This window comes from Streptomyces sp. NPDC015144, from assembly GCF_043079735.1.
GTDB lineage: Bacteria > Actinomycetota > Actinomycetes > Streptomycetales > Streptomycetaceae > Streptomyces.
Genome location: NZ_JBIBUU010000009.1, coordinates 132,967 through 146,677, shown reverse-complemented (window position 1 = coordinate 146,677; position 13,711 = coordinate 132,967). Strand labels below are relative to the sequence as shown.

Here is a 13,711-nt window from a genome sequence, read left to right as displayed (position 1 = left end):
CCCGTAGGGTGTCAACCCTGTGGATAACTGACCGGGGATCGACGGGGATCGGGGCGGGATGGATTCGTACGACGGCAGCGGCGCCGCGCGCGGGAACGGGGTCGCCGGTCCGGAACCGGAGCAGCGCGAGAAGGATCCTTCCGACGCAGGTCAGGAGCCTGAACCAGAGCCACTGGGCGGGATGGCCGGCCTCTCCCTCCCGTACCAGATCGTCGCCGCGCTCGCGCTGTCCGTGATCGGGGTGATCGCCTGCGTCCAGCTGGCCATGGTCTTTCTGCACGTCGCCCCCTCCAACACCCTGACCAAGCGGCACGGCGAGGCGGTCGACGAGTGGGTCTATCCCGAGTTCGAGCAGAACTGGAAGCTCTTCGCCCCCAATCCGCTCCAGCAGAACATCGCGGTGCACGTGAGGGCTGAGATAGCCGGTCGCGACGGCGTCCGCACGACCCGCTGGATGAGCCTCTCGGCCGAGGACAGCAAGGCGATCCGCGGCAATCCTCTGCCCAGCCATGTCAACCAGAACGAACTCCGTCGCGGCTGGGACTTCTACCTCAACTCCCACGACAACGAGGACCGGCCCAACGGCCTGCGCGGTGAGCTCTCCGAGCGCTACATCCGCCGCATCGTGATGCTCCGCCTCGACGGACACGACTACGGCGGCCCCGTCCGGCGCATCCAGGTCCGCTCCGAGACCCGGTCGGTCCCGGCGCCCCCGTGGAGCAACGAGAGGATCAGTACCGAACCCTCCTACCGGGTGCTGCCGTGGTGGACGGTGACCGACGCGGACCTGCCCGCGAACACCGAGGAGGCGGACAAGTGAGCACGCCCGCCCTCGGCCGCCGGGCCGAGCACCGGATCGCCCGCGCCATCCAGCGCGTCACGTCCACCCCCTTCGGGCCGTACCAGAGCGCCGTCATCCGGATCGGCTTCTCGGCCACCTACCTCTTCTTCCTGCTGCGCGAACTGCCGAACCGCCACGAGCTGTACGGCCCCGACGCCCCCTGGCGCTGGGACATGGCGCAGCAGTTGATCTCCAGCAACCAGGCGTTCTCCGTACTCATGTGGTCGGACAGCACCGTCTGGTTCGAGATCGTCTACGCGGTCACGCTCATCTCCGCGGCGCTGCTGATGGTCGGCTGGCACACCCGGGCGATGTCGGTCCTGTTCATGGTCGGGGTGCTCTCCGTCCAGAACCGCAGCATCTTCATGGGCGACGGCGGCGACAACGTCATCCACATCATGGCGATCTACCTGGTGCTCACGCGCTGCGCACGGGTCTGGTCGCTGGACGCCCGGCGGGCGGCGCGGCAGGAGCGGAAGGCCGCCGAAGCGCGGGATCCGGACTGGCCGGCCGGCGCGACCGAGGGCGTCGAGGCGGCGGCGGACGGTCCTCGGCGACCGGCACGGATCCGGGGCGACGTGACCGGTCCGGTCCTGTGGGCCGTGCTCGGCGTGGTGCTGATGGCCGCCGGAGTGACGGACGGGCTCGGCGGCACCTGGTGGCTGCCGACCCTCCTGTGGATCCTGTGGATCGGCGAGGGCGCCTGGTGGTTCGTGAACCGCTACGCGCCGCGGAGCCAGTCACGCGTCCTGCTCGACGTCATCGCCAACCTCGCCCACAACGCGACCCTCGTCGTGATCATGGCCGAGGTCTGTCTGATCTACTCCACCGCCGGGTGGTACAAGATCCAGGGCTCGCGGTGGCAGGACGGCACGGCGCTGTACTACCCGCTCCAGCTCGACTCCTTCACGCCCTGGCCCTGGCTGTCGGACCTCCTCGCCACCAACGGCGTCATGGTGATGCTGATCACGTACGGCACGGTCGCCGTCCAGGTCGCGTTCCCGTTCACGCTGTTCAACCGGCGGGTCAAGAACGTGCTGCTCGTCGCCATGATGTGCGAGCACGCCGGTATCGCCCTGCTGCTCGGACTGCCCTTCTTCTCCATGGCGATGATCGCCGCGGACGCCGTCTTCCTGCCGACCGCCTTCCTGCTCTGGGTCGGCTCCCGGGCGGCCCTCGCCCGGCAGCGCCTCGTTCCCGGCCGGGGCGACGTCCCCGGCCAGCGGCGGGGGGACGAGGGCGAGGAGGCTCCGCAACGCGACGGCGGGGGTCATACGCTCGTCGGGTGAGCAGGAACGAGAGCGGTAGCACGGACGGCAGCGGCGACGCGGAGCCGGCGCAGTACGACGACGGCTTCGGGCCGGAGATCGGCGTCGGGCCGCACCCGCTGCCGTGGCCCGAGGGCGAGCGGTACGACCCCGAACTGCTCGCCCACGGTGACCGGCGCAACGTGGGCGACGCCTACCGGTACTGGACGCGGGAGGCGATCGTCGCCGATCTGGACCTGCGGCGGCACGACTTCCATGTGGCGGTCGAGAACTGGGGCCACGACTTCAACATCGGTTCCGTGGTGCGCACGGCGAACGCCTTTCTCGCCAAGGAGATCCACATCGTGGGGCGGCGGCGGTGGAACCGGCGCGGCGCGATGGTCACCGACCGGTACCAGCATGTGCGCCACCACCCCGACACCCGGTCGCTGACCGCGTGGGCGGAGGCCGAGGGCCTGCCGATCATCGGCATCGACAACCTGCCGGGGGCGGTCCCGCTGGAGCGGACCGAGCTGCCGCGCCGCTGTGTGCTGCTCTTCGGGCAGGAGGGGCCGGGGCTGACCGAGGAGGCCCGGGAGCACGCGGCGATGGTGTGCTCGATCGCGCAGTTCGGATCGACGCGGTCGATCAACGCGGGCGCCGCGGCCGCCATCGCCATGCACGCGTGGGTGCAGCGGTACGCGGAGATCCCCGGGGCGGGCGCGTAGCGCTGGTCCGGTCCAGTCCGGCTGGTCACGGGCGACGGGCCGACGGGCAGCGTCCAACGGGTCATGGAGCGCGCACCGGCGACGGAGGCGGTGGGGCCGTCCGGGCGTGGTGCTGCGATGTGGTCCCGGGGCGTGTCCGGTCGGGCACGCCCCGGGGTGCCGGTGGGCGTGGTCAGGCCTGGCGGCGGACCTCCACCATGCGGAAGCGGTTGGAGACGAAGGCCCCGTCGCACAGAGCGGCGTTCGCCGCCGGGTTCCCGCCCGAGCCGTGGAAGTCCGAGAAGGCCGCGGTCTGGTTGACGTACACCCCGCCGGTCAGGTTCAGCGACAGCTGGGCCGACTCGTCCAGGCAGACGTCCTCCACCGCGCGCTCCACCTCCGGTGAGGTGGTGTACGCGCCGACCGTCATCGCGCCCCGGTCGCGCACCGTGCGGCGCAGCAGCTCGATCGCGTCGGCCGTCGAGTCGACCGCGACCGCGAAGGCGACCGGACCGAAGCACTCCGACAGGTAGTGCTTCTCGTCGTCGGGCTTGGCGGCGTCCAGCCGGACGATGGCGGGGGTGCGGACCACGGCGTCGGGGAACTCCGGGTTGGTCACCTCGCGGGAGGCCAGGGCCACCTCGCCCAGCTCCGGAGCCGATTCCAGGCGGGCCTTCACATCGGGGTTGACCAGGGCGCCGAGCAGCGCGTTCGCCCGGGCGTCGTCGCCGAGGAGGCCGGTGACCGCGGCGGCGATGTCGGTGACCACCTCGTCGTAGGACTTGTCGCCGGTGTCGGTGGTGATGCCGGTGCGGGGGATCAGCAGGTTCTGCGGGGTCGTGCACATCTGGCCGCTGTACAGGGAGAGGGAGAACGCCAGGTTGGACAGCATGCCCCGGTAGTCGTCCGTGGAGTCGACGACGATCGTGTTGACCCCGGCCTTCTCCGTGTAGACCTGGGCCTGGCGGGCGTGGTCCTCCAGCCAGTCGCCGAAGGCGGTGGAACCGGTGTAGTCGATGATCCGGACTTCCGGGCGCAGGGCCAGGCTCTTCGCGATGCCCTCGCCGGGCCGCTCGGTGGCCAGGGCGACCAGGTTGGGGTCGAAGCCCGCCTCGGCGAGCACCTCGCGGGCCACCCGCACGGTGAGCGCGAGCGGGAGCACCGCGCGCGGGTGCGGCTTGACCAGGACGGGGTTGCCGGTCGCCAGCGAGGCGAAGAGACCGGGGTAGCCGTTCCACGTGGGGAAGGTGTTGCAGCCGATCAGGAGCGAGATGCCGCGCGGCGCCGCGGTGAACGTCTTCCGCAGCTGGAGCGGGTCGCGCTTGCCCTGCGGCTTGGACCAGTCGGCGCCCTGCGGCGTGCGGGTCTGCTCCTCGTACGCGTACGCCACCGCCTCCAGGCCGCGGTCCTGGGCGTGCGGGCCGCCCGCCTGGAACGCCATCAGGAACGCCTGGCCGCTGGTGTGCATCACGGCGTGCGCGAACTCGTGGGTCCGGGCGCTGATCCGGGCGAGGATCTCCAGGCAGACCAGTGCCCTGCTCTCGGGGCCCGCCGCACGCCAGGCGGGCATGCCGGCGCGCATCGCGGGAAGCAGCACGTCCGCGTCGGCGTGCGGGTACTCGACGCCGAGCGCCGGCCCGTACGGGGAGACCTCGCTGCCCGTCCAGCCGTCGGTGCCGGGCTGACCGAGGTCGATCCGGGTGTTCAGCACGGCGTCGAACGCGGCCTTGCCCTCGGCGGCGCTCAGACTGCCGGGCGCGCCCCCGTCCCCGTACGCCTTCGGATGCTCGGGGTGGGGGGACCAGTAGCCACGCGTACGGATCGCGTCGAGGGCCTGGTCGAGCGTGGGGCGGTGCTTCTCGGACAGCAGATGCGGGGAGAGCTCGGCGGCCATGACGGACCAACTCCTCGTCGAGCTGGGCAGGAACAGGTGGACAGAGTTAGAGTAACCGAACGATCGGTCGGGACAAGGGGGCCCGCCACACCTGTGGACAACCGGTAGGGGAGGATCGCGGACATGACCACGGCCAAGCGGGACACGTACACCCCGGAGACCCTGCTCACCGTTGCCGTCCGCGTGTTCAACGAGCGCGGCTACGACGGCACGTCCATGGAGCATCTGTCCCGCGCGGCGGGGATCTCCAAGTCGTCCATCTACCACCACGTCGCGGGCAAGGAGGAGCTCCTGCGCCGCGCGGTCAGCCGTGCGCTCGACGGGCTCTTCGCGATTCTCGACGAGCCGGGGGCCACCCAGGGGCGGGCGATCGAGCGGGTCGAGTACGTCACCCGTCGCACCGTCGACGTGCTGATAGCCGAACTTCCCTACGTCACGCTGCTGCTGCGGGTGCGGGGCAACACGAAGACGGAACGCTGGGCCATGGAGCGGCGGCGCGAGTTCGACCAGCGGGTGAGCGACCTGCTGAAGGCCGCGGTCGCGGACGGCGACCTCCGCTCCGACGTGGACATACGCCTGGTGACGAGGCTGCTCTTCGGCATGGTCAACTCGCTGGTGGAGTGGTACCGGCCGCTGCCGGACGGCGGGGTCGACGGGGAGCTGGTGGCGGACACGCTCGTACGGGTGGCCTTCGAAGGGGTGCGGGCCAGCCGCTGAGCTCCCGGCCTGACGTTCGGGGATCCGGGCGGTCTCAGTCGAGTTCGGCGGGCCGGTTCGAGCCCGGGGCCAGGTCGGTCTCCTCGAACACCAGGAGCGTCCGGGTGGAGAGCACCTCCGGGATGGCCTGGATCTTCGTCAGGACCAGCTCGCGCAGTGTTCTGTTGTCCGGGGTGTGCACCAGCAGCAGGACGTCGAAATCGCCGCTGACCAGCGCGATGTGCGTCGCCCCCGGCAGCGCCTGAAGCTCCTCGCGCACCGTGCGCCAGGAATTCTGGACGATCTTGAGCGTGATGTACGCGGACGCCCCCTGCCCCGCCCGCTCGTGGTCCACGCGCGCGCCGAAGCCGCGGATCACCCCGTCGTCGATGAGCCGGTTGATCCGGGCGTAGGCGTTGGCCCGGGAGACATGGACGCGATCGGCCACCGACCGTATCGAGGCGCGGCCATCCGTCTGGAGCAGCCGGAGGATGTCGCGGTCGATGGCGTCGAGCGGGCGCGGCGGGGGCGTCCGGTCCGGGACCTCGCTCCCGTCGGCCATTTGTTCAGCTGACATGTTCCCCCGCCTCCCCGCCCTGGACGACCTGCACCCATCCCAGGCTGTGGAGAACCGTTTGTCCACAGGCTGAAGGTGCCTGTAGCCAAAATGCGCTCACGACCGAACAATCGGTAGGTGAGGCAGGCCACAGCCGCGCCTCGGACAGTGCTCGACATTTCGATGCTTTTCGACACCCCCGGCATTGGGTGATCCCCCGGTGCCGCCGGACGCCGCTCGAAACCCCTCGATGCCAGGAGGTGCTTGTCATGACGGTCCAAGAGCTGCCCGGCGCGGCCGCGTACCGGCCCACGCCGCCCCCGGCCTGGAAGCCGCTCACCGATCCCGCGCCGCTGCTCCCGGACCCCGAGCCGTACCGCGTGCTCGGTACGGACGCCGTGGCCGACGCCGATCCGGAGCTGCTGCTGCGGCTCTACGCGGAGCTGGTCCGCGGCCGGAGGTACAACGCGCAGGCCACCGCCCTCACGAAGCAGGGGCGGCTCGCCGTCTACCCGTCGAGCACCGGGCAGGAGGCCTGCGAGATAGCCGCCGCGCTGGTGCTGGAGGAGCGGGACTGGCTCTTTCCCAGCTACCGGGACACCCTCGCGGCGGTGGCGCGCGGGCTGGACCCGGTCGAGGCGCTGACGCTGCTGCGCGGTGACCGGCACACCGGATACGACCCGCGCGAGCACCGGGTCGCGCCGCTCTGCACCCCGCTCGCCACTCAGATGCCGCATGCCGTCGGGCTGGCCCACGCGGCACGGCTGAAGGGCGACGACGTGGTCGCGCTCGCCATGGTCGGGGACGGCGGGACCAGCGAGGGCGATTTCCACGAGGCGCTGAATTTCGCGGCCGTCTGGCGTGCTCCGGTCGTCTTCTTCGTACAGAACAACGGCTTCGCGATCTCCGTGCCGCTGGCGAAGCAGACCGCCGCCCCGTCCCTGGCGCACAAGGCGGTGGGGTACGGAATGCCGGGCCGACTGGTCGACGGGAACGACGCGGCGGCGGTGCACCAGGTCCTCACCGAGGCCGTGGCGCGGGCTCGCAGAGGTGGCGGTCCGACGCTGGTGGAGGCGGTGACGTACCGCATGGACGCGCATACGAACGCCGACGACGCCACCCGGTACCGCGCCGACAGCGAGGTGGAGGTCTGGCGGGCGCACGACCCGATCCGGCTGCTGGAGCGGGAGCTGACCGGGCGGGGGCTGCTCGACGACGACGGGATCGAGGAGGCGCGGGCGGCCGCCGAGCGGATGGCGGCGGCGCTGCGCGAGCGGATGAACGCCGATCCGGTGCTGGACCCGATGGATCTGTTCGCCCATGTCTACGCGGAGCGGACCAGTCAGCTCCGCGAGCAGGCGGACCTGTTGCGGGCCGAGCTGGAAGCCGGTCGGGACGAAGTGGAGGAGGGGCGATGACCACCGCGGCGGTGACGGCGGGGCAGCGGGCCGCGAAGGCCAGGCCCGCCACGATGGCGCAGGCGCTCGGGCGGGCGCTGCGCGACGCGATGGCCGAGGATCCGGCGGTGCATGTCCTCGGTGAGGACGTCGGTGCCCTCGGCGGGGTCTTCCGGGTCACCGACGGTCTGGCGAAGGAGTTCGGCGAGGACCGTTGCACGGACACCCCGCTGGCCGAGTCGGGCATTCTCGGGGCGGCCGTGGGCATGGCGATGTACGGGCTGCGTCCGGTGGTGGAGATGCAGTTCGACGCCTTCGCCTATCCGTCGTTCGAGCAGTTGGTGAGCCATGTCGCGAAGATGCGGAACCGGACGGCCGGCGCCATGCCGTTGCCGATCACGGTCCGGGTGCCGTACGGCGGCGGGATCGGCGGGGTCGAGCATCACAGCGACTCCTCGGAGGCGTACTACATGGCGACGCCCGGCCTCCATGTCGTGACCCCGGCGACGGTCGAGGACGCGTACGGGCTGCTGAGGGCGTCGATCGCGTCCGACGATCCGGTGGTGTTCCTGGAGCCGAAGCGGCTCTACTGGTCGAAGTCGGACTGGTCGCCCGAGGCGCCGGTCTCCGTGGAGCCGATAGGCCGGGCCGTGGTCCGCCGGCCGGGGCGCAGCGCCACGCTGATCACGTACGGCCCGTCGCTGCCGGTCTGTATGGAGGCGGCCCAGGCGGCCGTCGACGAGGGCTGGGACCTGGAGGTCGTGGACCTGCGCTCGCTGGTGCCGTTCGACGACGAGACCGTCGTGGCGTCCGTGCGGCGCACGGGGCGCGCGGTCGTCGTGCACGAGTCCTCCGCCTTCGGCGGTCCCGGTGGCGAGATCGCGGCCCGGATCACGGAGCGCTGCTTCCACCACCTGGAGGCGCCGGTGCTGCGGGTCGCCGGGTTCGACATCCCGTATCCGCCGCCGATGCAGGAGAAGCACCATCTGCCGGGCGTGGACCGGGTGCTGGACGCGGTCGCCCGTTTGCAGTGGGAGGCGGAGAGCTGATGGCGCGGGTTTGCGAGTTCAAGTTGCCGGACCTCGGTGAGGGGCTCACCGAGGCGGAGATCGTCCGCTGGCTGGTGGAGGTCGGCGATGTCGTCGCCGTCGACCAGCCGGTCGTCGAGGTCGAGACGGCCAAGGCGATGGTGGAGGTGCCGTGCCCGTACGGGGGTGTGGTGACCGCGCGGTTCGGCGAGGAGGGAGCGGAACTTCCGGTCGGGGCACCGCTGCTGACGGTCGCGGTCGGGGAGGACGAGGAGGCGGAGCCGGGTGCCGGGGGCGGCTCCGGTGCGAGCGAGGGGGCCTCGGCGGAGTCGTCCGGGAACGTGCTGGTCGGGTACGGGACGGGCGCTCCGGTGGCGCGGCGTCGCCGGGTACGCCCTGCCGCCGTGGCGGGAGCTTCCGGGCGGGGGGCCGCGGCCCCGGCTTCCGCCCCGGTCGCTGATTCCGCCCCGGCTCCGGAGCCGGTTTCCGTCTCCGTGCCGGACGTGGCCGTGGGGCCGGTGGCGGTCGTCTCGCCGCTGGTGAGGAAGTTGGCCCGGCAGCACGAGCTGGATCTGCGGAGCCTGGCGGGCTCCGGTCCGGACGGGCTGATCCTGCGGGCCGATGTCGAGGCCGCGATCAGAGCGCGGGACGAGGTGGCGGTCTCCTCGGCGACCACGCTTCCGAGGCTCGACTCCGCTCCCGCACCGGCAGTCCAGGCGACGCAGGCGGCACAGGTGGTGCGGCCGACGGCCGAGGAGGGAGCGCGGCGGATCCCGTTGCGCGGTGTGCGGGGTGTGGTCGCCGACAAGCTGGCGCGCAGCCGGCGGGAGATCCCGGACGCCACCTGCTGGGTCGACGCCGACGCCACCGAGCTGATGGCGGCCCGGGCCGCGATGAACGCCGCGGGAGGACCGTCCGGCGGGCCCAAGGTGTCGGTGCTGGCGCTGCTGGCCCGTATCTGCACCGCGGCGCTGGCCCGGTTCCCCGAGCTCAACTCCACGGTGGACATGGAGGCGCGGGAGATCGTGCGCCTGCCGGAGATCCATCTCGGGTTCGCGGCGCAGACCGAGCGCGGCCTGGTCGTTCCCGTCGTGCGGGACGCGCAGGCGAGGAACGCCGAGTCGATCGGAGCGGAGATCGCCCGGCTGACCGAGGCGGCGCGGGCCGGGCGGCTGACCCCGGCCGAGCTGACCGGCGGCACGTTCACGCTGAACAACTACGGGGTGTTCGGCGTCGACGGGTCGACCCCGATCATCAACCACCCCGAGGCGGCGATGCTCGGCGTGGGCCGGATCGTGCCCAAGCCCTGGGTGCACCAGGGCGAGCTGGCGGTGCGCCAGGTGGTCCAGCTCTCGCTGACCTTCGATCACCGGGTCTGCGACGGTGGCACGGCGGGCGGCTTCCTGCGCTACGTGGCCGACTGCGTGGAGCAACCGGCGGTGCTGCTGCGCACGTTGTAGCCGGCCGGGCCGGGTCGGGGCCCCTTCCCGGGCGACCGGGGAAACCGGGGCCCCGCGACCCGGGGCCGTGGGCCGTGGCACGCATACTCGGACGCATGACCGCGTACGACGCCATCGTCCTGGCCGGAGGAGCCGCCAAGCGGCTCGACGGCGCCGACAAGCCCGGCATCCGGGTCGGCGGCCGCGCCCTGCTCGACCGGGTGCTCACGGCCTGTTCCGACGCCTCGGCCACCGTCGTGGTGGGCGGGCGCCGGCCCACCGTCCGGCCGGTGGTCTGGACGTGCGAGGAGCCCCGGGGCGGTGGTCCGCTGGCCGCGCTCGACGCGGGGGTCCGGCGGACCACGGCGGACCGTCTCCTGGTGCTCTCCGCCGACCTGCCGTTCCTCGGGCCGGGCACGGTCGCGGCGCTTCTGTCGGCGGTACCGGAAGGGCGCCGGGAGGGGCCACGGAACGGGTCGCGCGACGGGCAGGGAGGAGAGCCGGGGGAAGGTGCCCTGTGCGTGGACCCGCAGGGGCGGGAGCAGCCGCTCGTCGCCGTCTACCGCGCCGAGCCGCTCCGCCGTGAACTCGCGCTGATCGCCGCCGAGCACGGTGGCCTGTCCGGGCTCCCCCTGCGGCTGCTGACGGAGGGACTCGACCTTGCCCGGGTGACGGCCGGTCCCCTGGCCTCTTTCGACTGCGACACCTGGGAGGACATCGCGGTGGCCCGTGCCCGCATCAGAGAGCATGGGGCCGTGCTGGATGAATGGATGACCGCAGTCAAGAACGAGCTCGGCATCGAGCTCGACGTCGACAACGCCATGCTGCTCGACCTGGCCAGGGACGCCGCCCACGGTGTCGCCCGGCCCGCCGCGCCGCTGACCACCTTCCTGGTGGGGTACGCGGCGGCGAAGGCCGCCGGTGAGGGCGGCGACGGCGCCACGGCGGTGGCCGAGGCCGCTCGGAAGGCCGCCGCGCTCGCCCTTCGCTGGGCGGACGAGAACGAGACGCGGTGACCCGCCCCGGCGATGCGGCCGACCCGTCCCCGGGCGGAGGCTCGTTCTCCGCGGCCGAGGAGAGGCCGGGCGCCGGTTCAGGGGCGGACGAGACGGAGCGGGCCCTGGAGCAGGCCCTCGCGCTGGTCGCCCGCCGGTCGTCCGGCGCCCCGCACGCCGCGGACCGGCCCGTTGGCACCCGCCCGTCGCGGGGCCGGGGAACGGTCTCCTGGCCGGAGGCCCGTGCGCGCGCGGTGCGGGCGGGTCGTGCCGTCGGAGCCCGGACCGTCCGGGTGCCGCTGGACCGGTCGCTCGGCCACGTACTAGCCGAGCCGCTGACCGCGCTGACCGATCTGCCGTCCTTCGACACCTCGGCCATGGACGGCTGGGCCGTCTCCGGGCCGGGTCCGTGGCGGCTCGATGGGACCACCGGAGCCGAGGACGGGCCCGCCGGAACCGGGAACGGGAACGAGCCCGCCGGAACCGGGAACGGGACTGGAACCGGAACCAGGAACGCGATCGGAACCGGGGCCAGGGCCGGAACAAGTAACGCGAACGGGAAGGGCGCCGAGGGAGCGGGCGGGGGCGCGGGGATCCTCGCCGGTCAGGGGGCCGTTTCCGAGCTGCCCGACGGGGCCGCCGTACGCATCGCCACGGGCGCCCGCATTCCGCCCGGTGCCGACGCCGTGATCCGCAGCGAACACGCCCATGCCGACGGGGCCACCGGGCTGCTGCACGCGGAGCGCCGGGTACTGCCCGGCCAGGACATCAGACCCCGGGGCCAGGAATGCCGCTCGGGCGACCTGCTCATGCCTCCCGGGGCGCTGATGACGCCCGCCGTTCTCGGCCTGGCGGCCGCGGCCGGGTACGACACGCTCGTCGTGGTGGCGCGCCCGCGCGTCGACGTCCTGGTGCTCGGCGACGAACTGCTGACCGACGGCCTGCCGCACGATGGGCTGATCCGCGACGCGCTCGGCCCGATGATCGGCCCCTGGCTGCGCACCCTGGGCGCCGAGGTGTCGGCCCCGCAGCGCCTCGGGGACGATGCGGCCGCCCTGCGTCACGCCCTCGCCACGTCCGACGCCGATCTGGTGGTCACCACGGGCGGTACGGCGGCGGGGCCCGTCGACCACGTCCACTCCGTCCTCGCCGAGGCCGGTGCCGAGCTGCTGGTGGACGGGGCCGAGGTCCGGCCGGGCCATCCGATGCTGCTGGCCCGGCTCGGCGGCAAGGGCACGGCGGACCGGGCCGGGGCCCGCTATCTCGTCGGGCTGCCCGGCAACCCCCTGGCCGCCGTCTCCGGGCTCCTCACCCTTGCCGAGCCCCTGCTCCGCGGGCTGGCCGGCCGGGTGCCGGAGCCGCCGTACTGGACCGTCGCCGGTGAGGACGTCCAGGGGCACCCGCACGACACCCGGCTGGTGCCCGTGGTCACCCGGGTGGGTACCGCCGGGGCCCAGGGGCCCGGAGCGGCGGCGGGCGCGGGGGGTGCTGGGGGCGCTGGTGGCGCTGGGAGCTCTGGGGCCCTTCGGAACCCCGAAACCGCCCCGTACACCGGGGGCGGTGCCGAGTGCGTCGTACCACTGCGCTACAACGGTCCGGCGATGCTTCGAGGTGTCGCCGCGGCCGATGGACTGGCCGTCGTCCCGCCGGGCGGGGTACGGTCCGGCACCGAAGTGGAGATCCTCGATCTCCGATGGGCCTCGGCGATGCCGTGGACGGAAGGGTGTTTCACGTGAAACTTCCCGGCCACGATGCGATGGCCAGGCGCGCGGACGAGCACGTCGTACCGACACGGGTACTGCTTCCGCGCAGAGTGGTCGACGGACCGGCACGGCAGGTCGCCAAGCGGCTGCTGATGGCGCTCCTGGTCCTTGCCGCCACGGTGTTGATCGTCTGGCTGGACCGGGGCGGCTACCACGACGCCGCCGACGACAAGGTCGACCTGCTGGACGCGGTCTACTACGCCACTGTCACCCTCTCCACCACCGGCTACGGCGACATCACCCCGTACGGGGACGGCGCCCGGTTCACCAATGTGGTGCTCGTGACACCACTGCGGGTGCTCTTCCTGATCATCCTGGTCGGCACCACCCTCGAGGTCCTCACGGAACGGACCCGCGAGGACTTCCGGCTGAAGCGTTGGAGAAGCAACTTGCGCGATCACACCGTCGTCGTCGGTTTCGGTACGAAGGGCCGTTCGGCCATCCAGACCCTGCGTGCCACCGGCCTGAGGAAGGAACAGATCGTCATCGTCGACCCGGCGACCAAGGTGATCGAGATCGCCAATGCCGAGGGGTTCGTCGGCGTGGTCGGTGACGCGACGCGCAGCGAGGTGCTTCTGCGTGCCGAGCTCCAGAAGGCGCGGCAGATCATCATCGCGACGCAGCGGGACGACACGGCGGTGCTGGTGGCGCTGACGGCCCGGCAGCTCAACCGTGGCGCGAAGATCGTCGCGGCGGTGCGCGAGGAGGAGAACGCACCGCTGCTGCGGCAGTCGGGGGCCGACGCGGTGATCACCAGCGCCAGCGCCGCCGGCCGGCTGCTGGGGCTCTCCGTGCTCAGCCCGAGCGCGGGCACGGTGATGGAGGACCTGATCCAGCAGGGCAGCGGGCTCGATCTCGTCGAACGGCCGGTGATAAAGGCCGAGGTGGGCAAGAGCGTCCGGGAGACCGACGACCTCGTGGTCAGTGTTCTGCGTGGGCACCGGCTGCTGGGCTACGACGACCCGGCGGCCAGCCCGCTCCAGTTGACGGACCGGTTGATCACCATCGTCCGTGCTTCGAACGAGACGCCGCCCGAGCATCCGCCCATGTCCACGCAGCGCCCGCTCGACTGACGCCTTCTGCCGAACGCCTCGGTCCAGTCTCCCGAATGCCTCGGCCCGGTCCGCCGGATCCCGGTCTGCCGGGTC

General features: G+C 72.4%; 12 protein-coding genes. 10 read left to right on the top strand and 2 right to left on the bottom strand.

Features of this window, described 5'->3' with window-relative positions; all coding sequences use genetic code 11:
- Nucleotides 1-58: 58 nt before the first annotated feature.
- The 3 genes from ACF08W_RS17750 to ACF08W_RS17740 are packed head-to-tail and all read left to right on the top strand — an operon-like array spanning nt 59 to nt 2,816.
- Nucleotides 59-820 carry a DUF5819 family protein gene (locus ACF08W_RS17750; RefSeq protein WP_352274091.1) on the top strand — a complete coding sequence of 254 codons (762 nt, stop codon included), beginning with the start codon at nt 59-61 and terminating at the stop codon, nt 818-820.
- On the top strand, nt 817-2,130 hold the full coding sequence (locus ACF08W_RS17745) for an HTTM domain-containing protein (protein WP_392279779.1): 1,314 nt from the start codon (nt 817-819) through the stop codon (nt 2,128-2,130). Before ACF08W_RS17750 ends, ACF08W_RS17745 begins: the two co-directional genes overlap by 4 nt.
- Nucleotides 2,127-2,816: a TrmH family RNA methyltransferase gene (locus ACF08W_RS17740; protein ID WP_392279778.1), complete on the top strand. Its 690-nt coding sequence runs from the start codon at nt 2,127-2,129 to the stop codon at nt 2,814-2,816. The genes ACF08W_RS17745 and ACF08W_RS17740 overlap by 4 nt, the downstream gene beginning before the upstream one ends.
- A 172-nt stretch (nt 2,817-2,988) precedes the next feature.
- On the opposite strand, the gene paaN is transcribed toward ACF08W_RS17740, so the two are convergent.
- Nucleotides 2,989-4,689 carry a phenylacetic acid degradation protein PaaN gene (paaN, locus tag ACF08W_RS17735; protein WP_392279777.1) on the bottom strand — a complete coding sequence of 567 codons (1,701 nt, stop codon included), beginning with the start codon at nt 4,687-4,689 and terminating at the stop codon, nt 2,989-2,991.
- 123 nt (nt 4,690-4,812) lie between these two features.
- On the opposite strand from paaN, the gene ACF08W_RS17730 reads away from it, so the two are divergent.
- The gene (locus ACF08W_RS17730; protein WP_352274095.1) at nt 4,813-5,406 is read left to right on the top strand and encodes a TetR/AcrR family transcriptional regulator; all 594 of its coding nucleotides are present in this window, start codon (nt 4,813-4,815) and stop codon (nt 5,404-5,406) included.
- 34 nt (nt 5,407-5,440) lie between these two features.
- Here the strand turns inward: ACF08W_RS17730 and ACF08W_RS17725 are convergent, their stop codons facing one another.
- On the bottom strand, nt 5,441-5,947 hold the full coding sequence (locus ACF08W_RS17725) for an Lrp/AsnC family transcriptional regulator (protein ID WP_352274229.1): 507 nt from the start codon (nt 5,945-5,947) through the stop codon (nt 5,441-5,443).
- Between the two features lie 263 nt (nt 5,948-6,210).
- Here ACF08W_RS17725 and pdhA point away from each other — a divergent pair, with 263 nt between their 5' ends.
- From pdhA to ACF08W_RS17695, 6 genes are all read left to right on the top strand, one after another.
- Nucleotides 6,211-7,359 (top strand): pyruvate dehydrogenase (acetyl-transferring) E1 component subunit alpha, encoded by a 1,149-nt coding sequence (pdhA, locus tag ACF08W_RS17720; protein ID WP_385202839.1) that lies wholly within the window; start codon nt 6,211-6,213, stop codon nt 7,357-7,359.
- The gene (locus ACF08W_RS17715) at nt 7,356-8,387 is read left to right on the top strand and encodes an alpha-ketoacid dehydrogenase subunit beta (RefSeq protein ID WP_385202842.1); all 1,032 of its coding nucleotides are present in this window, start codon (nt 7,356-7,358) and stop codon (nt 8,385-8,387) included. The genes pdhA and ACF08W_RS17715 overlap by 4 nt, the downstream gene beginning before the upstream one ends.
- Nucleotides 8,387-9,826, top strand: a complete 1,440-nt coding sequence (locus tag ACF08W_RS17710; RefSeq protein WP_392279776.1) for a dihydrolipoamide acetyltransferase family protein — start codon at nt 8,387-8,389, stop codon at nt 9,824-9,826. Before ACF08W_RS17715 ends, ACF08W_RS17710 begins: the two co-directional genes overlap by 1 nt.
- A 95-nt stretch (nt 9,827-9,921) precedes the next feature.
- Complete coding sequence (locus tag ACF08W_RS17705; protein ID WP_392279775.1) at nt 9,922-10,821, top strand: DUF6457 domain-containing protein; 900 nt, start codon at nt 9,922-9,924, stop codon at nt 10,819-10,821.
- The gene (locus ACF08W_RS17700) at nt 10,818-12,536 is read left to right on the top strand and encodes a molybdopterin molybdotransferase MoeA (RefSeq protein ID WP_392279774.1); all 1,719 of its coding nucleotides are present in this window, start codon (nt 10,818-10,820) and stop codon (nt 12,534-12,536) included. The genes ACF08W_RS17705 and ACF08W_RS17700 overlap by 4 nt, the downstream gene beginning before the upstream one ends.
- Nucleotides 12,494-13,636, top strand: coding sequence for a potassium channel family protein (locus ACF08W_RS17695; RefSeq protein WP_352274101.1), 1,143 nt, complete (start codon nt 12,494-12,496; stop codon nt 13,634-13,636). Before ACF08W_RS17700 ends, ACF08W_RS17695 begins: the two co-directional genes overlap by 43 nt.
- The last annotated feature ends 75 nt before the right edge of the window (nt 13,637-13,711 follow it).